The 26,302-nt window shown below is 66.5% G+C and carries 26 protein-coding genes and 2 tRNA genes; 15 read left to right on the top strand and 13 right to left on the bottom strand.

Annotation, left to right across the window (positions count from 1 at the left end; all coding sequences use genetic code 11):
- Window positions 1–35: 35 nt before the first annotated feature.
- Entirely contained in the window at window positions 36–1,340 is a 1,305-nt protein-coding gene (locus BM388_RS12275; RefSeq protein WP_089850571.1) for an NCS2 family permease, read from the bottom strand.
- Between the two features lie 227 nt (window positions 1,341–1,567).
- Entirely contained in the window at window positions 1,568–2,197 is a 630-nt protein-coding gene (locus BM388_RS12280; protein WP_089850573.1) for a riboflavin synthase subunit alpha, read from the bottom strand.
- A 635-nt stretch (window positions 2,198–2,832) separates the two neighbouring features.
- On the opposite strand from BM388_RS12280, the gene BM388_RS12285 reads away from it, so the two are divergent.
- From BM388_RS12285 to BM388_RS12300, 4 genes are all read left to right on the top strand, one after another.
- Window positions 2,833–3,891: a methionine ABC transporter ATP-binding protein gene (locus tag BM388_RS12285; RefSeq protein ID WP_089850575.1), complete on the top strand. Its 1,059-nt coding sequence runs from the start codon at window positions 2,833–2,835 to the stop codon at window positions 3,889–3,891.
- On the top strand, window positions 3,872–4,525 hold the full coding sequence (locus tag BM388_RS12290; RefSeq protein ID WP_089850647.1) for a methionine ABC transporter permease: 654 nt from the start codon (window positions 3,872–3,874) through the stop codon (window positions 4,523–4,525). Before BM388_RS12285 ends, BM388_RS12290 begins: the two co-directional genes overlap by 20 nt.
- 93 nt (window positions 4,526–4,618) lie before the next feature.
- Window positions 4,619–5,413: a MetQ/NlpA family ABC transporter substrate-binding protein gene (locus BM388_RS12295; RefSeq protein ID WP_089850576.1), complete on the top strand. Its 795-nt coding sequence runs from the start codon at window positions 4,619–4,621 to the stop codon at window positions 5,411–5,413.
- Window positions 5,414–5,492: 79 nt separating this feature from the next.
- Window positions 5,493–5,966 carry a GAF domain-containing protein gene (locus BM388_RS12300; RefSeq protein ID WP_089850578.1) on the top strand — a complete coding sequence of 158 codons (474 nt, stop codon included), beginning with the start codon at window positions 5,493–5,495 and terminating at the stop codon, window positions 5,964–5,966.
- A 136-nt stretch (window positions 5,967–6,102) separates the two neighbouring features.
- On the opposite strand, the gene BM388_RS12305 is transcribed toward BM388_RS12300, so the two are convergent.
- From BM388_RS12305 to glpK, 3 genes are all read right to left on the bottom strand, one after another.
- Window positions 6,103–6,179: transfer RNA gene (locus BM388_RS12305), tRNA-Val, on the bottom strand.
- Between the two features lie 22 nt (window positions 6,180–6,201).
- Window positions 6,202–6,278: transfer RNA gene (locus BM388_RS12310), tRNA-Val, on the bottom strand.
- Window positions 6,279–6,411: 133 nt separating this feature from the next.
- Window positions 6,412–7,896 (bottom strand): glycerol kinase GlpK, encoded by a 1,485-nt coding sequence (gene glpK, locus BM388_RS12315; RefSeq protein WP_089850580.1) that lies wholly within the window; start codon window positions 7,894–7,896, stop codon window positions 6,412–6,414.
- A gap of 229 nt (window positions 7,897–8,125) precedes the next feature.
- On the opposite strand from glpK, the gene BM388_RS12320 reads away from it, so the two are divergent.
- Both BM388_RS12320 and glpD read left to right on the top strand, forming a co-directional pair.
- Window positions 8,126–8,884, top strand: coding sequence for a DeoR/GlpR family transcriptional regulator (locus tag BM388_RS12320; protein ID WP_089850582.1), 759 nt, complete (start codon window positions 8,126–8,128; stop codon window positions 8,882–8,884).
- Window positions 8,885–9,111: 227 nt separating this feature from the next.
- Window positions 9,112–10,689: a glycerol-3-phosphate dehydrogenase gene (glpD, locus tag BM388_RS12325; protein WP_089850584.1), complete on the top strand. Its 1,578-nt coding sequence runs from the start codon at window positions 9,112–9,114 to the stop codon at window positions 10,687–10,689.
- Between the two features lie 6 nt (window positions 10,690–10,695).
- Here the strand turns inward: glpD and BM388_RS12330 are convergent, their stop codons facing one another.
- Window positions 10,696–11,283: a histidine phosphatase family protein gene (locus tag BM388_RS12330; protein ID WP_089850586.1), complete on the bottom strand. Its 588-nt coding sequence runs from the start codon at window positions 11,281–11,283 to the stop codon at window positions 10,696–10,698.
- Between the two features lie 123 nt (window positions 11,284–11,406).
- Between BM388_RS12330 and phnD the strand changes: the two genes are divergently transcribed.
- The 5 genes from phnD to BM388_RS12355 all read left to right on the top strand — a co-directional run bounded on the left by phnD (window position 11,407) and on the right by BM388_RS12355 (window position 16,039).
- Window positions 11,407–12,408 (top strand): phosphate/phosphite/phosphonate ABC transporter substrate-binding protein, encoded by a 1,002-nt coding sequence (phnD, locus tag BM388_RS12335; RefSeq protein WP_089850588.1) that lies wholly within the window; start codon window positions 11,407–11,409, stop codon window positions 12,406–12,408.
- A 78-nt stretch (window positions 12,409–12,486) separates the two neighbouring features.
- Entirely contained in the window at window positions 12,487–13,281 is a 795-nt protein-coding gene (phnC, locus tag BM388_RS12340; protein ID WP_089850590.1) for a phosphonate ABC transporter ATP-binding protein, read from the top strand.
- Complete coding sequence (gene phnE / locus BM388_RS12345) at window positions 13,268–14,086, top strand: phosphonate ABC transporter, permease protein PhnE (protein WP_089850593.1); 819 nt, start codon at window positions 13,268–13,270, stop codon at window positions 14,084–14,086. The genes phnC and phnE (BM388_RS12345) overlap by 14 nt, the downstream gene beginning before the upstream one ends.
- Complete coding sequence (phnE, locus tag BM388_RS12350; RefSeq protein WP_089850595.1) at window positions 14,080–14,889, top strand: phosphonate ABC transporter, permease protein PhnE; 810 nt, start codon at window positions 14,080–14,082, stop codon at window positions 14,887–14,889. The genes phnE (BM388_RS12345) and phnE (BM388_RS12350) overlap by 7 nt, the downstream gene beginning before the upstream one ends.
- Window positions 14,890–14,974: 85 nt before the next feature.
- A complete protein-coding gene (locus BM388_RS12355) occupies window positions 14,975–16,039 on the top strand; it encodes an endonuclease/exonuclease/phosphatase family protein (RefSeq protein ID WP_089850597.1) in 1,065 nt (354 codons plus the stop codon).
- Between the two features lie 75 nt (window positions 16,040–16,114).
- Here the strand turns inward: BM388_RS12355 and BM388_RS12360 are convergent, their stop codons facing one another.
- Window positions 16,115–17,494, bottom strand: coding sequence for a class II fumarate hydratase (locus tag BM388_RS12360; protein ID WP_089850599.1), 1,380 nt, complete (start codon window positions 17,492–17,494; stop codon window positions 16,115–16,117).
- Between the two features lie 320 nt (window positions 17,495–17,814).
- On the opposite strand from BM388_RS12360, the gene BM388_RS12365 reads away from it, so the two are divergent.
- Together BM388_RS12365 and BM388_RS12370 are read left to right on the top strand one after the other, a co-directional pair.
- Window positions 17,815–18,183: a phasin family protein gene (locus tag BM388_RS12365; RefSeq protein ID WP_089850602.1), complete on the top strand. Its 369-nt coding sequence runs from the start codon at window positions 17,815–17,817 to the stop codon at window positions 18,181–18,183.
- A 142-nt stretch (window positions 18,184–18,325) separates the two neighbouring features.
- Window positions 18,326–18,883 (top strand): carboxypeptidase-like regulatory domain-containing protein, encoded by a 558-nt coding sequence (locus BM388_RS12370; RefSeq protein ID WP_089850604.1) that lies wholly within the window; start codon window positions 18,326–18,328, stop codon window positions 18,881–18,883.
- 14 nt (window positions 18,884–18,897) lie between these two features.
- Here BM388_RS12370 and hda read toward each other — a convergent pair whose 3' ends face one another.
- Both hda and BM388_RS12380 read right to left on the bottom strand, forming a co-directional pair.
- Complete coding sequence (gene hda, locus BM388_RS12375; RefSeq protein WP_089850606.1) at window positions 18,898–19,599, bottom strand: DnaA regulatory inactivator Hda; 702 nt, start codon at window positions 19,597–19,599, stop codon at window positions 18,898–18,900.
- Window positions 19,596–20,675 carry an AI-2E family transporter gene (locus tag BM388_RS12380; RefSeq protein WP_089850608.1) on the bottom strand — a complete coding sequence of 360 codons (1,080 nt, stop codon included), beginning with the start codon at window positions 20,673–20,675 and terminating at the stop codon, window positions 19,596–19,598. The genes hda and BM388_RS12380 overlap by 4 nt, the downstream gene beginning before the upstream one ends.
- A 136-nt stretch (window positions 20,676–20,811) precedes the next feature.
- On the opposite strand from BM388_RS12380, the gene purM reads away from it, so the two are divergent.
- Window positions 20,812–21,885 (top strand): phosphoribosylformylglycinamidine cyclo-ligase, encoded by a 1,074-nt coding sequence (gene purM, locus BM388_RS12385; RefSeq protein WP_089850610.1) that lies wholly within the window; start codon window positions 20,812–20,814, stop codon window positions 21,883–21,885.
- The gene (purN, locus tag BM388_RS12390) at window positions 21,882–22,622 is read left to right on the top strand and encodes a phosphoribosylglycinamide formyltransferase (protein WP_089850612.1); all 741 of its coding nucleotides are present in this window, start codon (window positions 21,882–21,884) and stop codon (window positions 22,620–22,622) included. Before purM ends, purN begins: the two co-directional genes overlap by 4 nt.
- A 308-nt stretch (window positions 22,623–22,930) precedes the next feature.
- Here purN and dcd read toward each other — a convergent pair whose 3' ends face one another.
- The 4 genes from dcd to arfB all read right to left on the bottom strand — a co-directional run bounded on the left by dcd (window position 22,931) and on the right by arfB (window position 26,246).
- Entirely contained in the window at window positions 22,931–23,497 is a 567-nt protein-coding gene (dcd, locus tag BM388_RS12395; protein ID WP_089850614.1) for a dCTP deaminase, read from the bottom strand.
- Window positions 23,498–23,655: 158 nt separating this feature from the next.
- The gene (gene apbC / locus BM388_RS12400; RefSeq protein WP_089850616.1) at window positions 23,656–24,459 is read right to left on the bottom strand and encodes an iron-sulfur cluster carrier protein ApbC; all 804 of its coding nucleotides are present in this window, start codon (window positions 24,457–24,459) and stop codon (window positions 23,656–23,658) included.
- A gap of 164 nt (window positions 24,460–24,623) precedes the next feature.
- Window positions 24,624–25,706 carry a coiled-coil domain-containing protein gene (locus BM388_RS12405; protein ID WP_139233942.1) on the bottom strand — a complete coding sequence of 361 codons (1,083 nt, stop codon included), beginning with the start codon at window positions 25,704–25,706 and terminating at the stop codon, window positions 24,624–24,626.
- 126 nt (window positions 25,707–25,832) lie between these two features.
- Complete coding sequence (gene arfB / locus BM388_RS12410; RefSeq protein WP_089850620.1) at window positions 25,833–26,246, bottom strand: alternative ribosome rescue aminoacyl-tRNA hydrolase ArfB; 414 nt, start codon at window positions 26,244–26,246, stop codon at window positions 25,833–25,835.
- Between the last annotated feature and the right edge of the window lie 56 nt (window positions 26,247–26,302).

Genomic DNA, 26,302 nt, shown 5'->3' on the forward strand with positions numbered 1-26,302 from the left:
ATGCAGCCTCGGTCAGTGAATGCAATCAGCCAGGATCAGCTGAGAAACAGGAACTTGCCAGCGAACAGCAGCGCCAGCACGATCACCGCCGGATTCAGGTCCTTGAACCGCCCGGAGAGTGTCTTGATGGCGGCGAAGCTGATGAAGCCCAGCGCAATGCCCTCGGCGATGGAGAAGGTCAGCGGCATCGCCAGGGCGGCGATCAGTACAGGGGCGGCCTCGGTCGGATCGTCCCAGTTGGCGTGGGCCAGGCTACCGGCCATCAGCACCGCCACGTAGAGCAGCGCCCCGGCGGTAGCGTAGGACGGGATGGAACCCGCCAGGGGGGCGAAGAACAGGCTGATCAGAAACAGCGCCGCCACCACCACGGCGGTGAGGCCGGTGCGCCCGCCGGACACGATACCCGCCGTGGACTCGACGTAGCTGGTGGTGGTGGAGGTGCCGAGCACCGCGCCGGCCATGGAGGCGCCACTGTCGGCCATCATGGCGCGGCCGATGCGCGGCAGCTTGCCATTCTCGTCGAGCAGACCGCCCTTGTGCGCCACGCCCACCAGGGTGCCGGAGGTGTCGAACAGGTCGACGAACAGGAAGGCGAAGATCACGCTCAGCATCGCCACGTCGAACGCGCCGGCGAGGTCGAGCGCCATGAAGGTCGGCGCGACGGAGGGCGGCATCGACATCAGCCCACCGAACTCGTTGTGGCCCAGCACCATCGCCAGCGCGGTCACCCCGAGGATACCGATCATCACCGCCCCGGTGACCCGCAGATAGGCCATGGCCGTGATCACGAAGAAGCCCAGCAGCGCATAGAGGGCCGACGGCTCGGTAAGATCGCCAAGCGACACATAGGTCGCCTCGTTGGCCACCACGATGCCGGCGTTCTTGAGCGCGATCATCGCCAGGAAAAGGCCGATGCCCGCGGCAATGCCCAGGCGCAGGGACATCGGGATCGAATTGATGATCCACTCGCGGATCCGGAAGACGCTGAGCAGGAAGAAGATGAAGCCGGAGAAGAAGACCGCGCCGAGCGCCGCCTCCCAGGTATAGCCCATCCCCAGCACCACACCGTAGGTGAAGAAGGCGTTCAGGCCCATGCCGGGCGCCTGGGCGATGGGATAGTTGGCCCACAGCCCCATGATCAGACAGCCCACGGCCGCGGCCACGCAGGTAGCGACGAACACCGCCCCGTAATCCATCCCGGTCTGGGAGAGGATGCTCGGGTTGACGAAGATGATGTAGGCCATGGTCAGGAAGGTGGTGATCCCGGCGATGACCTCGGTCTTGACGTTGGTATGGTGCTCGGTGAGCTTGAAATGGTTCTCGATGAGGCGTTTCAACATGGGTGTCCTTCCTGCGCGCGGATGACGTCTGGGCGTCCGGATGTCATGAACCGTTTATGGTCCGGGACACCGGAGGGTGGCGAGAAAAGCGGCCTATGGTACCCAAAGCCTCTGCGCGTTGCGAGGCGTCCGGGCGGCACGCTCCCCCACAGTTAAGCAACCGCCGGGCCATTCGCCACCCCGCCTGCCAACGCAGGGACGCGCAGCGCCGGATCTACCCCGCTCGATCAGACCCCGCGCGACTCGAGCACCCGCTCCACCGTCTCGACGATGGCCTGTGTCTGGGGATCGATCTCGATATTGACGACATCGCCGGGCGCGCGATCGACCAGAATGGTCCTGGCCAGCGTCTCGGGAATCAGATCGACGCAGAAGCGCGGGCCGTGCTCGGCGCTGGCACGGCGCGTCGCCCCGATGGTCAGGCTGATGCCGTCGACGCCGATATAGCCTTTGTCGAAGAGAAAGCGTCCCAGCGCGGCGGGCACTTCGAACCACAGCCGGCGATTGTTGGGCGCCTCGTCGAGCTCGACCAGTTCCGCCATGCCCATGATGTGACCGGACATGGCGTGCCCGCCGATCTCGTCGCCAAAGCGGGCCGCGCGCTCGATATTGACGCGACCGCCTTCCTTCAGCGCACCGAGATTGGTCACGCGCAGGGTCTCGCGCATCAGATCGAAGCTGACCCTCTCACCGTCGATGGCCGTCACCGTGAGGCAGACGCCGTTGTGAGCCACCGAGGCGCCCAGCGACAGCCCCTCGTTCAGCGGGGCCGGCAGCGCCAGCACGTGAGTACGGAAGGCCTCGGCCTCCTGGATGGCTACCACCTCGGCGGTGCCCTGTACGATGCCTGTGAACATGGATGCTCCTCGTGCGCGTCGACCCCCGGCGGGCCGCCAAAGCGGCCAGTCTAGGAAACCGGGGAAAGCGCGTCCATCACGTCAACCTCATCACCGCAGGCCCTCGGCAATCGCCGTTGGCATTTCCGCTCGGGGCTGATCCGGCGAAAGGCCTGCGAGCGGGGCCGGCCCTCCGGGGGCGCTATGAACCCCTCCCTGGGCGCTACCGACGCCATCCATGGCGTAGGACCCCCTCTTCGGCCTGTCCCCGGCGCTCCTCGTCAGATCCAGCTGCGATTGCCCTACCTTGTAAACCAGGTCCGCCACCAACCGCCGCCACGCACAAGGATCACCAGTGCTGGCGGGCAACGCAGCAAATATCACCAACTCGAAGCCCTCTTAATGGCCGCATGGCCTGTACGGCTTGACGATCGGGCGTTTGAAACATAGACTTTCGCGCTACATTTTGAAGGCGCCGATTTGTACCCGGATTGCGGGCGCCGACGTCGCGGAGCGCCTCTCGGGGCAAACCGCGGCGTGAAGTGCAGCTAAAAGGGTGTGTCCAGCGTTGATGGCCACCCGTCAGGGTGGCCTTTTTTTATGCCTGACCCGACCGCTGCCACGCCCGCCCGGCCGGCGCCCCACCGGCGGCTGCGATGATTCGACTACACGACGTTTCCAAGACCTATTACCCCAAGGGGCGCAGCGACGGCACCAGCGCCGTGACGGCGCTCAAACACGCCAACTTGCACGTCCCCAAGGGCGAGATCCACGGCGTGATCGGCCTCTCCGGCGCGGGCAAATCCACGCTGATTCGCTGCGTCAACCTGCTCGAACGCCCGACCACGGGCAGCGTCACGGTGGACGACCAGGAACTCACCGCCCTCTCCGGGGCGGCGCTCAACCAGGCCCGCCACCGCATCGGCATGATCTTTCAGCACTTCAACCTGCTGACCTCGCGCACCGTCTTCGCCAACGTGGCCCTGCCGCTGGAGCTGATGGGCATGAAGCGCGCCGAGATCAGTGAGCGCGTCATGCCGCTGCTCGACCTGGTTGGCCTCACCGACAAGGCCCGCCAGTATCCGGCCCAGCTCTCCGGCGGCCAGAAGCAGCGCGTGGCCATCGCGCGGGCGCTGGCCAGCCGACCCAAGGTACTGCTGTGTGACGAGGCCACCTCGGCGCTGGACCCGCACACCACCGGCTCGATCCTGGAGCTGCTGCGCGACATCAATCGTCAGCTCGGCCTGACCATCCTGCTGATCACCCACGAGATGGAAGTGGTCAAGTCGATCTGCCACCGAGTCAGTCTGATCTCCGACGGCGAACTGGTCGAGGAGGCCGAGGTCGGCGATTTCTTCACCGCGCCCGGCACCCAGCTCGGCCGCGACTTCCTCAACGACTTCCTGGAGCTCGAGCCACCCCAGGCGCTCATCGAGCGACTCGAAAAGTCGCCCGGCCCCACCAGCCACCCGGTGGTGCGCCTGGCCTTCTCCGGCGATGCCGTCTCGACCCCGCTGATCTCACGCCTCGCCCGCGAGTGCGGCGTCGACGTCAGCATCCTCCAGGCCAAGGTGGAATCGATCCAGGAGCGCACCCTGGGCCTGATGATCGCCGAACTGATGGGGCCGGCGGAGAAGACCCGCGAAGCCCTGGACTATCTCGAATCCCACGACCTGCAGGTGGAGGTGCTCGGCCATGTCCAGCGCGATGATTGAACTGATTCTCGAGGCCACCCTCGATACCCTCTACATGGTGGCGGTGTCGGGCGTGATCTCGGCCCTCGTCGGCATCCCTCTGGGGGTGCTGCTCTACGTCACCCGGCCTCGGCAGATACTCGCCGAGCCGATACTCAACCGGGTGCTGGGCGCGATCACCAACATCGGTCGCTCCATCCCCTTCATCATCCTGATGGTCGCCATCATCCCCCTCACGCGGATGCTGGTGGGCTCGTCAATCGGCACCAACGCCGCCGCCGTGCCGCTGACCATCGCCGCGATTCCCTTCGTGGCGCGCCTGGTCGAGGGCACGCTCAACGAGATCCCGCCGGGGCTGGTCGAAGCCGCCCAGTCCATGGGCGCCACGCCCTGGCAGATCATCACCAAGGTGCTGGTGCCCGAGGCGCGCGGCGGTATCTTCACCGCCCTGACGGTGACCGCCGTCACCCTGGTCAGCTACTCGGCCATGGCCGGCGCCGTGGGCGGCGGCGGGCTCGGCGACCTGGGCATCCGCTACGGCTACAACCGCTTCAACCCGACCATCATGCTGATCACCGTGGTGATCCTGGTGGTGATGGTGCAGGGCTTCCAGAGCCTGGGGGATTATCTGGTGCGCAAGAGCGACCATAAGTGACGCGCCCTCTAAAATAACCAGAATGCATTATAATTTTCCTGCTTATTCCGTTAGTATCGAGTTCGACTCAACTTTCACAAGGAGCATCGCGACATGCGCAAGACACTGATCGGTACCCTGACCGCCTCTGCCCTGACTCTCGCCGCCGGCGCCGCCGTGGCCGACGAACACGCCATCAAGGTCGGCACCGTGGCCGGCCCCGAGACCGACGTCATGAAGGTCGCCGCCGAGATCGCCGAGCGCGAATATGGCCTCGAGGTCGAGATCATCGAGTTCACCGACTACGTGACGCCCAATGCCGCCCTGGCCGACGGCAGCCTCGACGCCAACGCCTACCAGCACGAGCCCTACATGCGCTCCATGGTCGAGGACCGCGGCTACGACTTCGCCATCGCCGGCTACACCTTCGTCTACCCGATCGGCGCCTACTCCGCGAAGTACGACAGCATCGATGAGCTGCCGGAGGGTGCCACCATCGCCCTGCCCAACGACCCCTCCAATGAGGGCCGGTCACTGATCCTGATGCACAACGGAGGGCTGCTCACGCTACAGGACCCGACCTTCCTGGAAGCCACGCCGCTGGACATCGCCGAGAACCCGCACGATTTCGACTTCCGCGAGATCGAGGCCGCCCAGCTGCCCCGCGTGCTGCCCGACGTGGACATGGCCTTCATCAACAACACCTTCGCCCAGCCGGCCGGCCTGAGCCTGGATGACGCCCTGATCAAGGAGGGCGCCGAGTCCCCCTACGTCAACCTGATCGCGGTACGCGGCGGCGACGAGGAGCGCGAGGCCATCCAGCAGCTGGTCGAGGCCTACCAGACCGAGGAAGTCGAGGCCAAGGCGAGCGAGCTGTTCGGGCCGCAGGCAGTTCCCGGCTGGAAGTAAGAGTCTCCCGCCAGACAACGGTTACGACGAAGCAACAAGGCCGGCCGCTGCGCCGGCCTTTCCTGTTCAAGGAGCCGACATGACACCGGATCACCCCCAACCCGACTATCCCCTGCTCGCCCGCCAGCTCGGCGCGCTGCTCGACACCCGCGACTGGCTGACCAACAGCGCCCAGACCTGCGCCTTCATCATGCAGGAGATCCCCGAATTGAACTGGGCCGGCTTCTACCTGCAGCGCGAGCCCGAGCTGCTCTGCCTGGGCCCCTTCCAGGGCAAGCCTGCCTGCCATCCCATACCCTTCACCAAGGGCGTGTGCGGCGCGGCGGCGCGCAGCCGCGAGACCCAGCGCGTCGACGACGTGCACGCCGTCGCCGACCACATCGCCTGCGACGCGGACTCCCGCGCCGAGCTGGTGGTCCCGATCGTGGTGGCGGATCGCCTGTGGGGCGTACTGGATCTCGACAGCCCGATCCAGGGCCGCTTCAGCGACGCCGACCGCGCGGGCATCGAGGCGCTGGTCGAGGTCTTCGTCGCACAGAGCGACCTGGTGTGACGCCTGCCCGGCGGGGCGATCGACCTCGCCGGGCATCCCGTCATACAGTGCATCTCTCGAGACGACGCGCTCGCACCAAAAGCCGCGCAGCATGAAAAACGCCCCGCAGCCGATGGCTGCGGGGCGTTCTCGAATCTGGTAGGACCAGGCGGATTTGAACCGCCGACCTCCACGATGTCAACGTGGCGCTCTAACCAACTGAGCTATGGTCCTGCAAGGCGTGCCAGAAAGCGTTTGGTAGGACCAGGCGGATTTGAACCGCCGACCTCCACGATGTCAACGTGGCGCTCTAACCAACTGAGCTATGGTCCTGCATGCTGTGTTCGGCATGAACTTCGCCGTGGCAACGGATGCATATTCTACGCATCCGCGCGGGGAATGCAAGCCCGAATCGCACCTTCTCGCCCGGCGAATCAGCGGGTTGGCCTCTCCACGGCGCTGTCGGCTACTGGGTGCGGACGCGCTCGACGGCTTCCTTCCAGCCAGTGTAGAGGCGCTCGCGTTCGGCCTGGTCCATCAGGGGAGTAAAGCTTCGCTCGCAGCGCCACATCGTCGCGATCTCGTCGAGATCGCGATACCAGCCGAGACGCAGCCCCGCCAGGTAGGCGGCCCCCAGAGCCGTGGTCTCCAGCACCGTGGGGCGATCCACCTGCACGCCGAGCATGTCGGCCAAAAACTGCATCACCCAGTTGTTGGCCACCATGCCGCCATCGACCCGCAGGATGCCCGGCGACGCCGCCATATCGTCGTCCATGCAGACCTGCAGGTCGCGGGTCTGGTAGCAGACCGCCTGCAGGCCGGCGGCGACGATCTCGGCGATCCCCGTATCCCGGGTCAGCCCGAGGATGGCCCCGCGAGCCTTGGGGTCCCAGTGGGGCGCGCCCAGGCCGGTGAAGGCCGGCACCAGGTAGACGCTGTGCCCGCTGCGGGTCTGGCAGGCCAGCGCTTCCGTTTCAGCGGCATCGGCGAACAGCTGCAGGCCGTCGCGCAGCCACTGTACCGTAGCCCCGGCGACGAAGATGCTGCCCTCCATCGCATAGGTCGGTTTACCGTTGAGGCGATAGGCCACCGTGGTCAGCAGCCGGTTGCGCGATACCTCGGCCACCTCCCCGGTGTTCACGATCATGAAGCAGCCGGTGCCGTAGGTGCTCTTGCCCATGCCGGGGGCGAAGCAGGCCTGCCCCACCAGGGCCGCCTGCTGGTCGCCGGCCACCCCGGCGATGGGCAGCTCGCCGCCCAGCCACTGGGCATCGACGAGACCGAAATCGTCGCTGGAGTCCTTGACCTCGGGCAGCAGGCTCGCCGGAATATCGAACAGCTCGAGCAGCGCCTCGTCCCAGCGCTGCTCATGGATGTTGAAGAGCGCGGTGCGCGAGGCGTTGGTCGCGTCGGTAGCATGAACCCGCCCCCCGGTGAGCCGCCAGATCAGGAAGCTGTCCACCGTGCCGAAGGCCAGTTCGCCGCGCTCGGCCCGCGCCCGGGCGCCGGGCACCTCGTCGAGCAGCCAGGCGAGCTTGGTCGCCGAGAAGTAGGGATCGATCAACAGGCCGGTGCGCGCCTGGACATCCTCCAGGTGGCCTGCCTCGCGCAGCCGCCGGCAGGTCTCGTCGGTGCGGCGGTCCTGCCAGACGATGGCATGGTGCAGCGCCTCACCGGACTCGCGATCCCACAGCACGGTGGTCTCGCGCTGATTGGTGATGCCGACGCCGGCGATCTCGGCAAGCCCGACCTTGGTGCTCTCGATCACCTCGCGACAGGTGGCGAGCACGGTGTCCCAGATATCCTCGGGGTCATGCTCGATCCAGCCATCCTTGGGAAAGTGCTGGGGAAACTCTCGTTGAGCCGTGGCGACGCTGCGCCCCTCGCGGTCGAACAGAATCGCGCGGGAGCTGGTGGTGCCCTGGTCGATGGCCAGAAGATAAGAAGCCATAGCAAGCATCCTGTTGTGGTTGTCGTGGCGTGCCAATTTCGCTTTTTAACGCTAATGTTCGCTTATGATCATAAAGCCTACTCCAGCCCGACGCCGCGCTCAAATGGGGCCAAACGACGCCTCAGGCCGGCACAGGGACGACACGAGCCGCCTGGCCTGCTGAATGGCCGACCGGGCGCCTGCATCCGCGTTCACGATGGCATAGAATCGGGGCAGCCAAGGAGACACCATGAACCAGCAGCAACGCCAGGACGCCATCATCGAGCTGGTCCGCCGCCAGGGCTATGCCAGTATCGAGCAGCTCACAGAGCACTTCACGGTTACCCCGCAGACCATTCGCCGCGACCTCAACACGCTCTCCACCGAGGGTCGCATCCGACGCGTGCACGGCGGCGCCGGCCTGGAATCGAGCACCGTCAACACGGCCTATTCGACCCGCAAGACCCTCAACCTGGAAGCCAAGCAGCGCATCGCGACCCTGCTCGCTCGTCACGTGCCCGATCACTCGTCACTGTTCATCAACATCGGCACCAGCAACGAGGTGATCGCCGAGGCGCTGCTCGACCACCAGGGGCTCGAGGTCATCACCAACAACCTCAACGTGGCGGCGATCCTCCAGCATAAGGAGGACTTCAACGTGATCATCGCCGGCGGCCAGGTGCGTTCGCGGGACGGCGGCATCATCGGCGAGGCCACCATCGACTTCATCAACCAGTTCAAGGTCGACTACGGCATCATCGGCATCAGCGGCATCGACGAGGACGGCTCGCTGCTGGAGTTTGACTATCAGGAGGTGCGGGTGGCCCAGGCCATCCTGCGCAACTCCCGGCAGGTGTTCCTGGCCACCGACCACTCCAAGTTCCGGCGCAACCCGGTGGTCCGCCAGGGCAACCTGGCCCAGCTCGATGCCCTGTTCACCGATCGCGAGCCCCCCGAGGCGATCATGCGCCTGCTGAAGCAGCACGACGTCGCCCTGCATCTGGCCTGAGGACCGCCCGGCTCTCCCGAACAAGTTCCGCCCGGCCCTTTCGCCCCTCACTCCTGCTGCCAGGCCCCATTCAAGCCCACCCTCCTTGCGTTTATCTCCTTTCCTCCTCCCTCACGTCAGGGGCGAGCACGGCTCGCGCCTTGATGTTCGCTTTGAATTCATCTATTTTCGATTTCGAACATCACTGCATTTCATCGCCAGATGTCCGAGTCCGGACGGGAGACCCCATGAGCGACAGGCCAGACGAGGTACTCGACCTCTTCGTGATCGGCGGCGGCATTAACGGCGCCGGCATCGCCAACGATGCCGCCGGCCGGGGGCTCTCCGTGGGACTCTGCGAGCAGGGGGATCTGGCCGGCGCCACCTCCTCCGCCAGCAGCAAGCTGATCCACGGCGGCCTGCGCTATCTGGAGCATCACGAATACCGGCTGGTGCGCGAGGCCCTGCGAGAACGCGAGGTATTGATGGCCAAGGCGCCCCACATCATCTGGCCGCTGCGCTTCATCCTGCCTCACCGCCCCCACCTGCGCCCGGCCTGGATGCTGCGCGCCGGGCTGTTCCTCTACGACCACCTGGGCAAGCGCAAGCGGCTGCCGGGCTCCCGAAGCATCCGGCTGGATCACCGGCAGGGCCTCGCCCCCGACATCACTCACGGTTTCGAGTACTCGGACTGCTGGGTAGACGACGCCCGCCTGGTGACCCTCAACGCCATCCAGGCCCGAAACCACGGCGCCGAGATCCTGGTGCGAACCCGCTGCATCGATGCTCAAGAACGCGACGGGCTCTGGGAGCTCACCCTGGAGGAGACCGAGGGCGGAGCGCGCCTGACGCGCCGCTGCAAAACGCTGGTCAATGCCGCCGGTCCCTGGGTGGAGAGCGTCGTGCGCGGCCAGGCCCATCGCCACTCCCGCTACGGCGTGCGCCTGATCCAGGGCAGCCACCTGATCGTGCCGCGCCTGAATCACGACGAGCGGGCCTATATTCTCCAGAACACCGACAAACGCATCGTCTTCGTATTGCCCTATGAGGAGGACTTCAGCCTGATCGGCACCACCGATCGGCGCTATGAGGGAGATCCCTCAGGGATCGAGGCCTCCCAGGAGGAGATCGACTATCTGCTCACGGCGGTCAATGCGCACTTTCGCACTCAGCTGTCACGCGAATCCGTGATCCGCACCTTCTCCGGCGTCAGGCCGCTGTGCGATGACGAGTCGGCCGATCCTTCCGCCATGACCCGCGACTACACACTCGACCTGGACACCCACGGCGCGCCGCTGCTGTCGGTCTTCGGCGGCAAGATCACTACCTATCGCAAGCTGGCCGAGGCGGCACTCGAGGCGCTCTCGCCGCATCTGCCCAAGATGCGGCCTGACTGGACCGCCGAGGCGCTGCTGCCGGGGGGAGAGATCGGCGACCAGGCCGCCTTCGAGACCAGACTGCTCGCCGACTATCCCTACCTGGACACCGGCCAGGCACGGCGATTCGCCCGGACCTACGGCACCCTGTGCCGGGAGTTCCTCGACGGCCGGGACTCCCAGGCGGCGCTGGGCGAGGCCTTCGGGGCCGGCCTGACCGCCGCCGAGGTCGACTACCTGGTCGAGCGGGAGTGGGCGCGCAGCGCCGAGGACATCCTGTGGCGGCGCACCAAGCTGGCTCTGCGCCTCACCGCCAGTGAACAACAGCGGCTGGCCGACTATCTCGAAGCCGCGACGGCAAACGGAACGACTCGCCCTTCGCCGACGGGAGCGAGCCCTCGCCGCACACCGCCTGAACGGGCGGCGAGCGGCTCATCGCGAGGCTCATAGCGGGACTTATAGCGAGGTGATACTGGCCGGCGCCAGGGGTTCACGCTCCCGGTGAAGGCTCAGTTCGCGCCCCTCCAGGGCAGTCAGCAGGATCTGCAGCGGGTCGCCATGGCTGACCAGCATAATCGTCTCGTCGTGATAATGACGCTCCAGCTCGTCGATCACCGCGCGCATGCGTGCCGCGACCTCGGAGACGGCCTCGACACCGCCCTGGCGATGGGTCGGGTCCTTTGCATCGCGTGCCCAGACCTTGGCATAGCGATCATCACTCTGCCCCTCGAACTCGCCGAAATGGCGCTCCCTCAGGCGCGGTTCGAGAGTGCGCGTCAGGTCGAAATGCGCGGCGACGCGCTCGGCGGTCTCGGCGGTGCGCAGGAAGTCTGAATGCAGGATGCGCTGGGGCCTTGCCCAGCGCCAGTCGGCCAGCAGGGTGTCGAGCTGGGCGCACCCTCGGGGGGAGAGGCCGAAGCCCGTCAGACCGAGCGCCGGCGAGCTGATGATCCGCCCCTCCTGGTTGGCTTGACTGTGGCCGTGGCGCATCAGGAGGTAGTGATTGCGCCAGGTGCCGTCGACGGGGGGGAAAGTGTTTGACATGGTTTTGTGACAAACCCTAGATTGAAGGAGGTTATTCGGAATCAATCATCGTAAGCTCATAGATGTCGATATCCGAACATGCAGTACAACACATGCTTTAGAACAATAATCGTGAGGCACGCCATGATCTACCCCTCCGCTCGACCCGGAAAACTCCCGCTCGTCCCCCTCGCCCTCTCCACGCTGCTGCCGCTGGCCATGCTGGCGAGCCAGGCGCAGGCCCAGGAGGCGTGCGAGCGCGGTGCCCTGGCCGACATCTACTGCGACGAGAACGGTGATATGGTCGCCGATCGGCCCGCAGACGAGTCCGAATGGGCCAACCCCGACACGCTGATCTTCGCCTACACCCCGGTCGAGGATCCGGCCATTTACTCCGATATCTGGCAGCCGTTCATCGAGCACCTCGAAGAGGTCACCGATCGCGACGTGCGCTTCTTCGCCGTGCAGTCCAACTCGGCTCAGGTCGAGGCCATGCGCAGCGGCCGCCTGCACATCGCCGGCTTCTCCACCGGCCCTACGCCCTTCGCCGTCAACCTGGCGGGCGCCGTGCCCTTCGCGCTGATGGGCTCGGACGACGGACGCTTCGGCTACACCCTGCAGCTCTATACCCACGTCGATTCCGGCATCGACGAGATGGAGGACCTCGAGGGCAAACGCGTCGCCCACACCTCGCCGACCTCCAACTCCGGCAACCAGGCCCCCAGGGCGCTCTTCCCGGAGATGGGCATCGTGCCCGGCGAGGACTACGAGGTGGTCTACTCCGGCAGCCACGACCAGTCCATGCTCGGCGTGGTGGCCCAGGACTACGACGCCGCTCCGGTGGCCTCGGAGGTGGTCGATCGCATGGCCGCCCGCGGCCTCTATGACCCGGAAGACGTCAAGATCATCTACGAGTCCGACAGCTTCCCGACCACCTCCTACAACTACGCCTACAACCTGCATCCGGACCTGGTCGAGAAGATCGAGGAGGCCTTCTTCAGCTTCGACTTCGCGGGCACCGAGCTCGGTGAGGAGTTCGAGGGCGTCGAGAAATTCATCCCCATCAACTACCAGGACAACTGGAAGGTCATCCGCACCATCCAGAGTGCCAACGGCGTCGAGTACACGCCCGACAACCTCCAGTAACCTTCGCGAGTCAGCGGCGCCGGCCTTCTCGGAAGGCCGGCGCCGTCGTCTTGGTGACCCTTTCTCGACGGACCCCCCATGCTAGAGATATCCAACCTGATCAAGCGCTACGGTCGTGACGAACCGGTACTCAAGGGGCTCGACCTGACCGTCGACGGCAATAGCGTCGTCTCCATCGTGGGCGCCTCAGGCGCCGGCAAGAGCACCATGCTGCGCTGCATAAACCGCTTGGTGGAACCCACCTCGGGCTCGATCAAGCTCAACGGTACCGAACTGGTCACGCTGCGCCATGGCGAGCTGCGGCGCGCTCGACGCAAGATCGGCATGGTCTTCCAGGGCTTCAACCTGATCGACCGCCTCACCGTGATGGAGAACGTGCTGGCCGGACGGCTCGGCTACGTCAACCTGTTCCAGGCCATCACACGCCGCTACCCGGCGTCTGACATCGAGCGCGCCTTCGTGCTGATGGAGCGCGTGGGCATCGCCCACTATGCCAACAAGCGCGCCGACGAGCTCTCCGGCGGCGAGCGCCAGCGCGTCGGCGTGGTGCGGGCGCTGATGCAGGAGCCCGAGGTGCTGCTCGCCGACGAGCCGACCGCCTCGCTGGATCCGCGCACCTCCGAGCAGATCATGGTGCTGCTGCAGAGCCTGGCGAGCGAGCTGTCGCTGCCGGTGCTGATCAACATCCACAACGTGGCGCAGGCCAGGACCTACACCGACCGCATCGTCGGGCTGCGCCACGGCACGATGATCTTCGACGGGGCCCCTTCTGACTTCGACAAGGACGCCCTGGAAGCCATCTACGGCGGCATCGAGGCGCCCGAGGACGAGGCGGCTCCACCGCCCGAGGAGGTGCGCGATGGCCAGGCCTGATAACGAGGAGATCCCCGGCACGCCGCGCACCTGGCGCAAGCCGCCCTTCATCGCCAACCCGCTGGTGCGCTATGGGCTACTGGTGGTACTGGCGGCCTACCTGGTCTGGGCCTTCGGCAGCCTGCCGTTCAACTGGGAGCGGATCAGCGAGGGGTTGCCGCGGGCGGCGCGCATCTTCGGCGGCGGCTTCCCCCCCACCCTGTCGCGCTTCGACCTGCTGCTCACCGGCTTCACCGAGAGCCTGCAGATCGCCATCCTGGCCACCCTGCTCGGCGTACTGCTGTCGGTGCCCTTCGCGGTGATGGCGGCGCGCAACATCGCGCCGCTGCCGATCTACCTGCTGGGGCGCGCGGTGATCATCATCTCGCGCAGCTTCCACCCGGTGATCGTCGCCATCCTGTTCGTGGCGGCGGTCGGCTTCGGCCCGCTGGCGGGGATCCTGACGCTGACCCTCTACTCCATCGGCTTCGTCGGCAAGCTGCTCGCCGAGGAGATCGAGGAGATCGACTGGGGGCAGGTGGAGGCCATGCGCTCCACCGGGGCCGGCTATCTGGCGACGCTGTACTACGCCGTCTTTCCGCAGATCCTGCCCCGCCAGGTGGGGCTCTCCATGTATCAGCTCGACAGCAACCTGCGGGCCTCCGCGGTAGTGGGCATCGTGGGGGCCGGCGGCATCGGCAGCACCCTGATGAATGCCTTCGGGCGCTACGACTATGACTTTGCCTTCGCCATCCTGCTGGTGATCATCGCGGTGATCCTGGCCAGCGAGGGCGTGAGCGGCTGGGTGAGGAAGAAGATATGGTAGATGATGCCGACCTGTTGGCCGATCGCATCTGGCGACGGCACAACCCGAAAGAGCAGCTGATCCGCTATGGCGTGATGCTGCTGACCCTGATGGTGGTCGTCTGGGCGGTGCGCGACATCGACATCTTCTGGCCCTGGGTGTGGGACGCGCCCAACCAGATCTCGAGCCTGGGGGCACGCATGTGGCCGCCCGACCCGAGCCGGCTCGGCGAGATCGTCGATGCCATGATCGAGACGGTGCATATCGCCACCCTGGCGACGATGCTGACCATCTTCATCGCCCTGCCGGTCTCCTACATCGCCGCCCAGAACACCACCCCTAACCGCGCCTGCCTGTGGCTGGGGCGCTTCATCCTGGTCTCCAGCCGCTCGGTGAACACCATCATCTGGGCGCTGCTGTTCGTGGCGATCTTCGGCCCCGGCGTGCTGGCGGGCATACTCGCCATCATGTTTCGCTCGGTGGGCTTCATCGGCAAGCTGATGGGCGAGGCGATTGAGGAGATCGACCGTCGCCCGGTGGAGGCCATGGAGGCCACCGGTGCGTCCAAGGCCAAGGTGATCGCCTACGCGGTGGTGCCCCAGGTGATGCCGGCGTTCTTCGCCATCGTCATCCTGCGCTGGGACATCAACATCCGCGAGTCCACGGTGCTGGGGCTGGTGGGCGCCGGCGGCATCGGGGTGATCCTGCAGGGCTCCATCGACACCTTCGCCTGGCCCACCGTGGCGACGATCCTGATCGCCATCATCGCGCTGGTACTGGTCGGCGAGGCGGTGACCGGCCTCTTGCGCCGCAAGGCGCTCTAGAAATTCATCACCAGCCATTCACGGCCGCTGACCTCCGGCGTAGGCTCGTCTCAGGACGTTACCGAGACCACAAGGAGGTCATGCCGTGCTCTCGATTCTGCTTGCCGTGGTCGCCATCGCGTTGTTGGCGACTACCCTCCTGCCCCGCCTGCCGCTGACCTGGTGGGTCGTGCGCATCTGCGAGTTCCCGCGACTGCAGTTCGCCGCGCTGGCGACCCTGGTCGCGGGCCTCGCTCCGCTGACCGCGCCGCCGTGGTCATGGTGGAGTCTCGGTGCGAGCCTCGCCACCCTCGGCCTTCAGGCGAGTCGCATCCTGCCCTGGACGCCGCTCTGGCCCCGCCAGGTGAAGCGTACCGAGCCCGGTCAGGAGCCACGCTGCCTGACGCTGCTGATCGCCAACGTGCTCACCAGCAACCGCCACGCCGAGACGCTCATCGGCCTAATCCATGAACATCGGCCCGACCTGGTGCTCACCCTGGAGTCCGACGCCTGGTGGCAGGCGCAGCTAGACGAGGCCTTGAATGAGGACTGGCCCCATGCGGTGCGGGTGCCGCTGGACAATCTCTACGGCATGCACCTCTATTCGAGGCGACGGCTGGTCGACCCCGACGTCCAGTGGTTGATCCAGCCCGATATCCCCTCGATCCATACCGGCGTCACGCTTGAGAGCGGGGATGTCATCCGCCTGCATGCCCTGCACCCTCGCCCGCCGGCGCCCGGTGAGAGCGAGGAGTCGCTATGGCGCGATGCGGAGCTGCTGCTGGTGGGCAAGGCGATTCACGAACATCCCGAACCTACCCTGGTGGCCGGCGACCTCAACGACGTGGCCTGGTCACGCACCACGCGACTCTTCTGCCGGGTCAGCGGCATGCTCGACCCGCGGCGCGGGCGCGGCATGTTCAGCACCTTCCATGCCCGCTATCCGCTGCTGCGCTGGCCGCTGGACCATGTCTTCGTGAGCGAACATTTCACCCTGAAGGCCATGCGCCGCCTTCCCCACATCGGCTCCGACCACTTCCCGATGCTGGCGACCCTCTGCTATCGCCCCGCTCGCGCCGACGAACACGAGACTCCCGAGGCCGATGGTAAAGAGCATCAGGACGCCCGGGAAACCATTCACGAAGGCAGAGAAAGAGAGCAGAAGCCGTAAGCCAATACACGACCACCGGCCACGCCAATGGCAGCGGTCTTTCTTGTAGCTTACGGCTTCGTGCGCGGTCCGGGCCTATTCGGGTATTCCGCCCCGCGTCAGCGCGGCGGGGTCGAGCAGGCGCTCGAGCTCCCCTCGCGACAGCTCGGTCTGCTCTTCGGCCACCTCGATGATCGGACGCCCCGCCTGATAGGCCTGCTTGGCGATGGCCGCCGCCGCGTCGTAGCCGATCACCGCATTGAGCGCCGTCACCAGGATGGGGTTGCGCGCCAGGGGCCCCTCGAGGTGATCGTGACGCACCGTGAAGGTGGCGATGGCCCGGTCGGCGAGCAGTCGGCTGGTGTGGGTCATCAGGGTGATCGAGGTCAGCAGGTTGCTGGCCACCAGCGGCAGCATGACGTTGAGCTGGAAGTTGCCGCTCTGGCCGGCCACCGTGATTGCCGTGTCGAGCCCGATCACCTGGGCGGCCGCCTGGGCGGCGGACTCGGGAATCACCGGGTTGACCTTGCCCGGCATGATCGAGCTGCCAGGCTGCAGGGCCTCGAGCTCGATCTCGCCGAGCCCGGCCAGCGGGCCGGAGTTCATCCAGCGCAGGTCGTTGGCAATCTTCATGATCACGCAGGCCAGCCCCTTGAGCTGCCCCGAGAGCTCCACGGCGGCGTCCTGGGAGCCAAGACTCGCGAAGAAACTGTCGTTGGGCGAGAAGGCAAGCCCCGTCTGCTCGCTCAGCTCACGTGCCATGCGCGGGGCGAACTCCGCATGGGCGTTGATGCCGGTACCCACCGCCGTGCCTCCCTGGGCGAGGCGACAGAGCCGGATCAGGGCGCTGTCGAGGCGCTCGATGGCCTGGCCTACCTGGCTCGACCAGCCCCCCAGCTCCTGACTCATGCGCAGCGGCATGGCGTCCATCAGGTGCGTACGGCCGGTCTTGACCACATCGTCGAGCTCGGCGGACCGCGTATCGATGGTCGCGCGCAGGTGCTCGAGGGCCGGGCGCAGCTCGCCGGTCACCGCCAGCGCCGCCGAGAGGTGAATCGCCGTAGGAATCACGTCGTTGCTCGACTGTCCCATGTTGACGTGGTCGTTGGCACCGACCTCCGTCCCGTCGCGACTGGCGTACCGAGCGATCACCTCATTGACGTTCATGTTGCTCGAGGTGCCAGAACCGGTCTGGAAGACGTCCACCGGGAAATGGTCGTCGAGGTGCCCGGCGAGCACCGCCTCGGCGGCGGCGACGATCTGGCGTGACCGAGCATCGTCCAGCTGTCCCAGCTCGCGGTTGACCCGCGCCGCCGCCAGCTTGATGCGGGCGATGGCATGGATGAAGGCCGTCGGCATGGGCTGGCCGGAGACGGGGAAGTTGTTGATCGCCCGCTGGGTCTGGGCCCCGTAGAGAGCCTCCCTGGGCACCTCCAGCTCGCCCATGCTATCGCGCTCGATACGATGATCGTTCATGTCCGGTTCCTCCTCTGTCGGGCTCGCGGCCCTGCGCTGAACGGCCTTTTTCATCTGTCCTCTCACCATGGTGGCGCTATCGGCAGGGTGCAAGGTCCCTGCCTCCCCTGGCCGCACCTGATAGACGCGCGGATCACGGCACCCGGCATGGAGCGTCGACGATTCGGCACAGGCAAGTAAGTTGACGTCTCGCATGTTGCAGCGCACAAACCTCTCTGCTATTGTGCGTTGCAACAGAGATGGTAATTGCCAAAGCGAGAAGGCATCGGCACCCCGCCACGGCCTTCGAAAATATCCGAAATCCCTGGGAGGGAATCACGATGCAAAACTTCGACACCAAGCAGTTCACCGAACAGTTCGAATCCATGTTCTTCGGCCCGGCCCGCGCCTACGCCGCCCTGTCCGTGGACTACACCGAGAAGCTGGTCAACGCCCAGCTCGACGCCGGCAAGGCCTACACCGATACCGGCGTGGCCCAGCTGCGCAGCCTAATGAACGTCAAGGATGCCGAGGGCCTGAAGTCCTACATGGAAGGCCAGCAGAAGGTCGCCAAGGACCTGACCGAGCGCCTGAAAGGCGACGCCGAGAAGGTGGTGTCCCTGCAGCAGGACTTCGTCCAGCAGAGCCAGAAGCTGACCGAAGAGAACGTCAAGCAGGCAACCGACACGGCGACCAAGGCCGCCAAGTAAGCCTGACGGCGTCGGCCCAGCCGACGCCTGCTTGACTCGCCCTGCGGGTCAACGAGAACGGGCCGCCGATCGATGATCGGCGGCCCGTTTGCGTTATGCTCTCTCCTCACGGCATCCCATCCACCGCTTGCGGAGAGTGAACATGACACGCTGGATCCTTCTCATCCTGGTGGGGCTTGCGCTTTCCGGGTGTCAGATCATCGAGCCACGCTATCCCGGCGGGCCCAGCGGGCAGAGCGAGCGCGTCGAGGTGATCGAGCGTGGCACGAGGGCCCCGGACGAGCGCGCCGCTCGTCCCTCAGCCGACGGGCGCGTCGCCCGCCAGGTGGCCTTCCCGGCCGACGAGTACGCCACCCTCTCGAAGCGCGGCAGTGCCGCGATCAGCGGCCGCCTGACGATCGGCGGCCGCCCGATGGCCGACCGCTCGGTGTCGGTGGCACCCATCACCACCTACTCCGCCGAGGCCGCAGAACAGGCGCTGGCCGGCCGCGCCGTAGAGCCCGCCGACCCTCGGGCGAGGGCCTACACCCACACCACGCGAACCGACGCCGATGGCCGCTTCCGACTGAACGGCCTGCCGGCCGGCGAGTTCTACGTCTCGAGCAGCGCCCGGGATCCCGTCAGCGGCCAGACGCGGGTGATCATCCAGCAGGTCAGCCTGGGCAACGGGCAGAGTCGACGCATCGAACTCAGCCGCTAGTCGAGGCGGGCCGGCTACCAGCCAAGCGACTGCTTGACGAAGGGAATGGTCAGCTTGCGCTGGGCGGAGAGCGAGGCGCGATCCAGCACCGCCAGGGTCTCGAACAGGGCATCCAGGCGCCGTGGACCGCGGTGCAGGATATAGCGGGCCACCTCATCGGGCAGCTGCATGCCACGCCCCTTGGCCCTCAGCTGCAATGCGGCCAGGCGGCCAGGGTCGTCGAGCCCCTGCAGGTGGAAGGTCATGCCCCAGGTAAGGCGCGAGGCGAGGTCCGGTAGCTTCACCGGCAGCTGCCGGGGCGGCGCCTCGGCGGCGATCACCAGTCGCTTGCCGGCGTCACGCAGGCGGTTGAAGGCGTGGAACAGCGCCTCTTCCCAACGCTTGCGCCCGACGACTCGCTCGAGGTCATCGATCGCCACCAGGTCCAGCCGCTCGATCTCCTCGAGCATCAGTGGCGGGAAGTGGCCGAGCTCCGCCAGCGGCAGATAGAGCGCCCGACCGTCGCGATCGGAGGCGGCATGGCAGGCGGCCTGCAGCAGGTGGCTGCGCCCCGTGCCCGCCGCACCCCACACGTAGAGGAAGGGCTCACCGTCATCGTCGAGCTGGTGCACGAGCCGGTCGACCAGGGTCGCGTTGGGCCCGGGGTGGAAGTTGGCGAAGGTGGCGTCGTCGCGAAGCCCCACGCCCAGTGGCAACTGCGCGGGTGCTCGACTCATGGCGACTCCTCGTCGTGGATTCGTGAACGACCGGCATCATACAAGGTGCTGTTTTTATAGTGATCGTGGAGATAACGCAACACCACCATCAGCATGGCGGCCACCGGCAGCGCCAACAGCACGCCGGTGAAGCCGAACAGCTGGCCGCCCGCCAGCACGGCGAAGATCACCGCCACCGGGTGCAGGCCGATCTTGTCGCCCAAGAGCTTGGGCTGTAGTACCACGCTCTCGACCAGCTGGCCGAAGCCGAATACCGCGCCCACGCCGAGCAGGATCAGGAGGTCGCCAAACTGGAAGAAGGCCACCACCCCGGCCACCGAGATGCCGACGATCACGCCGAGATAGGGCACGATGCTGGCCAGTCCGGCGAGCAGCCCGATCAGCAGGCCGAAGCGCACGCCGAGCAGCGTCAGCCCCACCGCATAGATCACCCCCAGGCAGAGCATGACGATCAGCTGACCGCGCAGGAAGGCGGAGAGCACCTCGTCACACTCGCCGGCCAGGCGCACCGCGGCAGGCTCCCAGCGCCGCGGCAGCGAGGCCCGCACCTTGCCGACCAGGACGTCCCAGTCGAGCAGCAGGTAGAAGGTCACCACCGGGATCAGCGCCAGGTTGGCGATCCAGGCCGCCACCGCGAGGCCCGAGCGCGACACCTGGGCCAGCAGGCTGGCGGCGAAGGTGCCGGTCTCCTTCCAGTTGTCGACGAAGGCCTGGCGCATCTGGTCGATGTCGGTGGAGAGATCCAGGCCGGTCAACGCCTGCACGCGCGGCACCACGCTCTGCTGCACCCAGTTGAGCACCGCCGGCAGGGAGTCGATGACCTGACCGAGCTGCCGCCCGAAGATCGGCACCACCACCAGCAGGACGAGCACGATGACAAGGCTCAACAGCAGGAACACCAGCGAGACCGCCAGCCGCCGGGAAAGCCCCCAGGTTTCCAACCGGTCGGTCAGAGGGTCGCCCAGGTAGGCCAGGATCATGCTGACGAAGAACGGCATCAGCACCGGCTCGATACTGATCAAGAACCATAGCGCCAGCGCTGTACACGCCGCCACCACCCACCACTGTCTGCGCATCGTCTCCTCCCTGTATCGACACGGCCGTCAGGCTGCCAGCCGCGCGTCGTGATGCTACAATTCCTTCCCCGAACCCGACCGTCGCGCCGCGCCCGGCGACAGGCCTCGCGACCGCCATTCTCATACAGGAAGCGTCATGACCGATTCCACCAACCGCCCGACCGGGACCTCGCTCAGCTACAAGGACGCCGGCGTCGATATCGATGCCGGTAACGCCCTGGTCGATCGCATCAAGGGCGTCGCCAAACGCACCACCCGCCCCGAGGTGATGGGCGGACTGGGCGGTTTCGGCGCCCTGTGCGAGCTGCCCAAGGGCTACCAGGAGCCGGTGCTGGTGACCGGCACCGACGGCGTGGGCACCAAGCTGCGCCTGGCCATGGACATCGGCCGCCATGACACTATCGGTATCGACCTGGTGGCCATGTGCGTCAATGACCTGGTCGTGGCCGGCGCCGAGCCGCTACTCTTCCTCGACTACTATGCCACGGGCAAGCTCGACGTGGATATCGCCGCCGACGTGGTGACCGGCATCGGCGAGGGCTGCGAGCAGGCGGGGTGCGCCCTGGTCGGCGGCGAGACCGCCGAGATGCCCGGCATGTACGAGGGCAACGACTACGACCTCGCCGGCTTCTGCGTGGGCGTGGTGGAGAAATCCGAGATCCTCGACGGCAAGAAGGTCGGCGAAGGCGACGTGCTGCTGGGCCTGGCGTCCTCCGGCCCTCACTCCAACGGCTACTCGCTGATCCGCAAGATCCTCGAAGTCTCCGGCGCCGCCCTGGACACCGCCGTCGATGGCAAGCCCCTGGGCGAGGCCCTGCTCGCGCCCACCAAGATATACGTCAAGCCGCTGCTGTCGCTGCTCAAGGAGACCGACGTTCCGGTGCACGCGCTCTCACACATCACCGGTGGCGGCCTGACCGAGAACATTCCCCGCGTGCTGCCCGAGACCCTGGGCGCGCGCATCGACGTCGCCAGCTGGACTCGCCCGGCGATCTTTGACTGGCTGCAGGAGCAGGGCAACGTCGACGAGCACGAGATGCATCGGGTGCTCAACTGCGGCATTGGCATGGTGATCGTGGTGCCGGCCGAGAAGGCCGACCAGGCACGCGCTCATCTGCAGGCCCAGGGCGAGACGGTCCACCGCATCGGGGTAATCACCGCCCGGGACGAGGGCGACGAGCCGGTCCAGATGGAGAACCTCGAGGCATGAGCGGGACCGACTACCAGAGCGACACCCTGAACGCCTTCACCCCCGAGCCGAGCGAGGCTCGGCGAGTGGTGGTGCTGATCTCCGGCAGCGGCAGCAACCTCCAGGCGCTGATCGAAGCCCAGGCGCATGACGAGCTGGGCGGCGAGATCGTCGCGGTGATCTCCAACCAGCCGGACGCCTACGGCCTGAAGCGCGCCCGGGATGCCGGCATCGACGCCGTGGCCCTGCCCCATCGCGAGTACGACAGCCGCGAGGCCTACGACGGCGCGCTGATCAAGGTGATCGAGCGGCACGAGCCCGACCTGATCGTGCTGGCGGGCTTCATGCGCATCCTCACGCCGCGCTTCGTCAACCGCTTCCTGGGCCGGATGCTCAACATCCACCCCTCGCTGCTGCCTGCCTATACCGGGCTGCACACCCATGCCCGGGCACTCGCCGACGGCGTGACCGAGCACGGCTGCAGCATCCACTTCGTCACCGAGGAACTCGATGGTGGCCCGGTGGCCCTGCAGGCCGAGGTGGCCGTGGTGCCGGACGAGACCGAGGAGAGCCTCCAGGCCAAGGTGCAGGCCCGCGAGCACCTGATCTATCCGATCGCCGTGCGCTGGTTCCTGGAGGGGCGCCTGCAGCTCAAGGGCGACGCGGCCGCCATGGACGGCGTCGCGCTGCCGCCCACCGGCATGCGCCTCTCCCACGCCGACGCCGCGGAAGAGCTTGACGAGGACGTCGAGGAGTAGCTCCGTCTTCGAGTCTGCTAGCAACGAGACAGCCCCGCCGGCATCCGGCGGGGCTGTCTCGTTTACGAGGCTCTATCGCAAACTCAAGAAAGCCGGCGATTTGCGCAGCGAGCGATGGCAGGCTGGGCGACGCCGGAGCGCAGAGCCGAGCGAAGCGACAAACATCCGGAGGATGGCCCCGAAGGGGCGAGGAACCGAAGGTTCCGAGTCAACCGGAGTGTAGCCTGCTACATGATGATACGACCGGGCCGTCGCACCGGCACCGCCGGCGTCCAGGATGGCAAGCGCAGCAGCAAATCGGCGCTTTCTCAGGTGCGCGGCAGGGTCACACCCCTCTGCCCCATGTACTTGCCGCCGCGGTCCTTGTAGGAGGTCTCGCAGACCTCGTCGGACTCCAGGAACAGCATCTGTGCCACGCCCTCGTTGGCGTAGATGCGCGCCGGCAGGTTGGTGGTGTTGGAGAATTCCAGGGTCACGTGCCCTTCCCACTCGGGCTCCAGCGGCGTCACGTTGACGATGATGCCGCAGCGAGCATAGGTGGACTTGCCCAGGCAGATGGTCAGCACGCTGCGCGGGATGCGGAAGTACTCCACGGTGCGCGCCAGGGCGAAGGAGTTGGGCGGAATCACGCAGGCGTCGCCCTTGACGTCGACGAAGCTCTTCTCGTCGAAGCTCTTGGGGTCCACCACCGCGGAGTGGATGTTGGTGAAGACCTTGAACTCGTCGGCGCAGCGCACATCGTAGCCGTAGCTGGACGTCCCGTAGGAGATCACTCGCCGCTCGTTCACGTAGCGCACCTGATCGGGCTCGAAGGGCTCGATCATCCCTTCCTGCTCGGCCATGCGGCGGATCCACTTGTCGGATTTGATGCTCATCGACACGTCCTGAAGCTATCTGATGGAAAAAGCGCGCCGGTGGAAAAAACGCGGTAGGTAACAACGGCGCAAGAAAAACCGGGGCCACATCATAGCGGCCCCGGGCGGGAAGGTCACGGCAACTCGCCCTTGGCGGGCGGTGCCGGGCGAGCGTATCGTCACTCGCTGAAGGAGATCTCCGGCCCGTCGGGCGCCTGGCCGCGAATCTGCTCGGCCACCTGGCGGGCCATCTCGCGGAAACTCGCGGTCACCTCGCTCTCGGGCTCGGCCACCACGGTGGGCCGGCCGCCATCGGCTTGCTCACGGATCGCCAGGGTCAGCGGCAGCCGTCCGAGCACGCGGGTCTCGTACTCGTCGGCGATGCGCTCACCGCCGCCCTCGCCGAAGATCGGCTCGCTGTGACCACACTGGGAACAGGTGTGCAGGCTCATGTTCTCCACCACGCCGAGCACCGGTACGTTGACCTTACGGAACATCTCGATGCCCTTGCGGGCGTCGAGCAGCGCGATGTCCTGGGGCGTAGTCACGATCACCGCGCCGTCCACCGGCACCTTCTGGGCCAGGGTCAGCTGGATGTCGCCGGTGCCCGGCGGCATGTCGATGAACAGGTAGTCCAGGTCATCCCACACCGTCTGAGTGAGCATCTGCTGGAAGGCCCCGGCCACCATCGGCCCACGCCACACCATCGGCTCGCGGACGTCGGCCAGGAAGGCCATGGACATGGCCTGGATGCCGTGGGCCTCGAGCGGCCGAAAGCGATTCTCGCCGGCGGACTGGGGACGCACGCCCTCGCCCACCCCGAGCATCTGTGCCTGGCTGGGACCGTAGATATCGGCATCCAGGATCCCGACCCGGTAGCCCTCGGCGGCCATGGCCAGCGCCAGGTTGACGGTCACGGTGGACTTGCCCACCCCGCCCTTGCCGGATGCCACGGCGACAATATGCTTGACCCCTTCGATCACGGATCGCTCCTTCTGCAGTTGGGGGTTGCCACGCGAGCGGCATGAGCGGCCAGTATACCCGCCGGGTCGCCCCGCCATGCAATGCCTGGCTTTCGAAGCCCGAAACGAGAACGGCGAGCCGGTGGCTCGCCGTTCGGAGGGTTGGGACGATCCCTCGGGATGGCTCAGTCGGGATTGGTCTCCTGGGAGGCCTCGGCTTGCGGCTCGGATTCACCCTCAGAGTTGGCCTCGGCTTCCGGCTTGGCTTCGGCTTGCGGCTTGGCCTCGGCGGTTTCACTGTCGCTGGACTGAACGCTCTGATCCAGTTCAGCCAGCTCGCTGCGCCAGGTCTCGAGCTGGGTGTCCAGGCGCTCGAGCTGGGACTGGCGCGACTCGACCTGAGACTCGATCTTGGCCACCTCTTCACGGCCCAGCTTGATGGCGAGCTCGAGGTCCTCGAACATCTCGCGAGACTGGGCGACGTTTGAGCGGGCCTGCTCCAGCTCGCCTTGGGTCGCCTCGAGGGTCTCGGCGGCCTCGTTGCGGCTCGCCTCGAGCTCACTGATCTCCTGCTGGAGCGCCTCACGCGCCTCCTGCTTGGCGGCGATCTCCTCGTTAAGACCGGCCAGCGTCTCCTCGGCGGAGGCGCTCTCCTGCTGGAGCTCATCGAGCCGAGCCATGGCCTCGTCACGGGCAGCGACTGCCTCACTGCGTTCCTGCTCGGCCTGCTGACGGGCTGCTTCGGCTTCCTGGCGAGCCTGTTCGGCGGCCTGGCGTGCCTCTTCGGCCTGCTGGCGAGAGGTCTGGGCCTCATCGCGGGCCTGGGCGGCCTGCTGACGCTCCTCCTTCGTGGTCGCGAGCTCCTCCTCGGCGTTGGCAAGCGCTGCCTGGCGCTCCTCCAGGTCGGACTGTGCGGAGTTCACGGAGGCCTGTACCGCCTCGAGCTCGGTCTGCGCGGCGGCTATCTCGGCCCGAGTCCCCTCCAGCTCGGCCTCGGCGGCCTGCAGCTCTTCGCCAAGCACGGTGCGACGCGACTCGAGGTCATCGATGTTGCCGGCCGCGCTCTGCAACTCCTCGACGCGATCGGACAGCGACGCATTCTCGGCCTGCACGGTATCGAGGCGCTCGCGGAGCGACTCCAGTGCCTCGTTGCTGGAACTGGAGCTCGACTGCGCCATCAGCGCCCAGATCAATGCGACCGCCGCAACGGCCGTCAGGCCCTTGACGCGGTTGTCCTTGAACAGCTCACTCATCGACGAATCTGCCATCGGCGAGTCCCCCTGAATAATTGGGTGTCGGTCGCCGGCCAAACTCGGCCGGCCATCATGGTGTCGTCTTCCAGCATACACGCCCAACCGGCGACCGCCACCCGAGCGACGATGACGCCGTCAACGTCAGGACTCGACCTTGCCTCGCAGGGCCTTGTGCCGGCCGCGCTTCTTCTTGCTGTCGAGCCGACGCTGCTTGGCCCCCTTACTGGGGCGGGTGGCGATGCGCTTCTTGGGCGCATACATCACGCTCTTGATCAGCGCCTTGAGCCGCGCCAGGGCCTCGGTGCGATTGCGCTCCTGGGTGCGGTGACTCTGGGCCTTGATGATTACCACGCCGTCGCGGGTAATGCGTTGATCGCCCAGCGCCAGCAGCTTTTCCTTGAAGCCTTCGGGAAGGCTGGACGCGCGGATATCGAAGCGCAGATGAATGGCGGTGGCGACCTTGTTGACGTTCTGGCCGCCGGCGCCCTGGGCGCGTACCGCCTGCATCTCGATCTCGTGGTCGGGTATGGTCACCTGGCGAGAGAGTTCCAGCATGCTACCTGCCTTATCGTGGAAAGTGGGCCCGGCGCGGACACCGCCCGGGCATGAAG

It is taken from the genome of Halomonas saccharevitans, assembly GCF_900116405.1.
GTDB classification, from domain to species: Bacteria; Pseudomonadota; Gammaproteobacteria; order Pseudomonadales; family Halomonadaceae; genus Halomonas; species Halomonas saccharevitans.

Coding starts and splice junctions, on each gene's coding strand:
- phnE (WP_089850595.1), top strand. CDS start 14,080: ATGGTAGATGATGCCGACCTGTTGGCCGATCGCATCTGGCGACGGCAC.
- BM388_RS12290 (WP_089850647.1), top strand. CDS start 3,872: ATGTCCAGCGCGATGATTGAACTGATTCTCGAGGCCACCCTCGATACC.
- arfB (WP_089850620.1), bottom strand. CDS start 26,246: ATGCTGGAACTCTCTCGCCAGGTGACCATACCCGACCACGAGATCGAG.
- BM388_RS12360 (WP_089850599.1), bottom strand. CDS start 17,494: ATGAACGATCATCGTATCGAGCGCGATAGCATGGGCGAGCTGGAGGTG.
- BM388_RS12365 (WP_089850602.1), top strand. CDS start 17,815: ATGCAAAACTTCGACACCAAGCAGTTCACCGAACAGTTCGAATCCATG.
- glpD (WP_089850584.1), top strand. CDS start 9,112: ATGAGCGACAGGCCAGACGAGGTACTCGACCTCTTCGTGATCGGCGGC.
- purN (WP_089850612.1), top strand. CDS start 21,882: ATGAGCGGGACCGACTACCAGAGCGACACCCTGAACGCCTTCACCCCC.
- BM388_RS12285 (WP_089850575.1), top strand. CDS start 2,833: ATGATTCGACTACACGACGTTTCCAAGACCTATTACCCCAAGGGGCGC.
- glpK (WP_089850580.1), bottom strand. CDS start 7,896: ATGGCTTCTTATCTTCTGGCCATCGACCAGGGCACCACCAGCTCCCGC.
- purM (WP_089850610.1), top strand. CDS start 20,812: ATGACCGATTCCACCAACCGCCCGACCGGGACCTCGCTCAGCTACAAG.
- BM388_RS12295 (WP_089850576.1), top strand. CDS start 4,619: ATGCGCAAGACACTGATCGGTACCCTGACCGCCTCTGCCCTGACTCTC.
- BM388_RS12380 (WP_089850608.1), bottom strand. CDS start 20,675: ATGCGCAGACAGTGGTGGGTGGTGGCGGCGTGTACAGCGCTGGCGCTA.
- phnD (WP_089850588.1), top strand. CDS start 11,407: ATGATCTACCCCTCCGCTCGACCCGGAAAACTCCCGCTCGTCCCCCTC.
- BM388_RS12330 (WP_089850586.1), bottom strand. CDS start 11,283: ATGTCAAACACTTTCCCCCCCGTCGACGGCACCTGGCGCAATCACTAC.
- hda (WP_089850606.1), bottom strand. CDS start 19,599: ATGAGTCGAGCACCCGCGCAGTTGCCACTGGGCGTGGGGCTTCGCGAC.
- BM388_RS12275 (WP_089850571.1), bottom strand. CDS start 1,340: ATGTTGAAACGCCTCATCGAGAACCATTTCAAGCTCACCGAGCACCAT.
- BM388_RS12300 (WP_089850578.1), top strand. CDS start 5,493: ATGACACCGGATCACCCCCAACCCGACTATCCCCTGCTCGCCCGCCAG.
- BM388_RS12370 (WP_089850604.1), top strand. CDS start 18,326: ATGACACGCTGGATCCTTCTCATCCTGGTGGGGCTTGCGCTTTCCGGG.
- dcd (WP_089850614.1), bottom strand. CDS start 23,497: ATGAGCATCAAATCCGACAAGTGGATCCGCCGCATGGCCGAGCAGGAA.
- phnE (WP_089850593.1), top strand. CDS start 13,268: ATGGCCAGGCCTGATAACGAGGAGATCCCCGGCACGCCGCGCACCTGG.
- BM388_RS12320 (WP_089850582.1), top strand. CDS start 8,126: ATGAACCAGCAGCAACGCCAGGACGCCATCATCGAGCTGGTCCGCCGC.
- BM388_RS12280 (WP_089850573.1), bottom strand. CDS start 2,197: ATGTTCACAGGCATCGTACAGGGCACCGCCGAGGTGGTAGCCATCCAG.
- BM388_RS12405 (WP_139233942.1), bottom strand. CDS start 25,706: ATGGCAGATTCGTCGATGAGTGAGCTGTTCAAGGACAACCGCGTCAAG.
- phnC (WP_089850590.1), top strand. CDS start 12,487: ATGCTAGAGATATCCAACCTGATCAAGCGCTACGGTCGTGACGAACCG.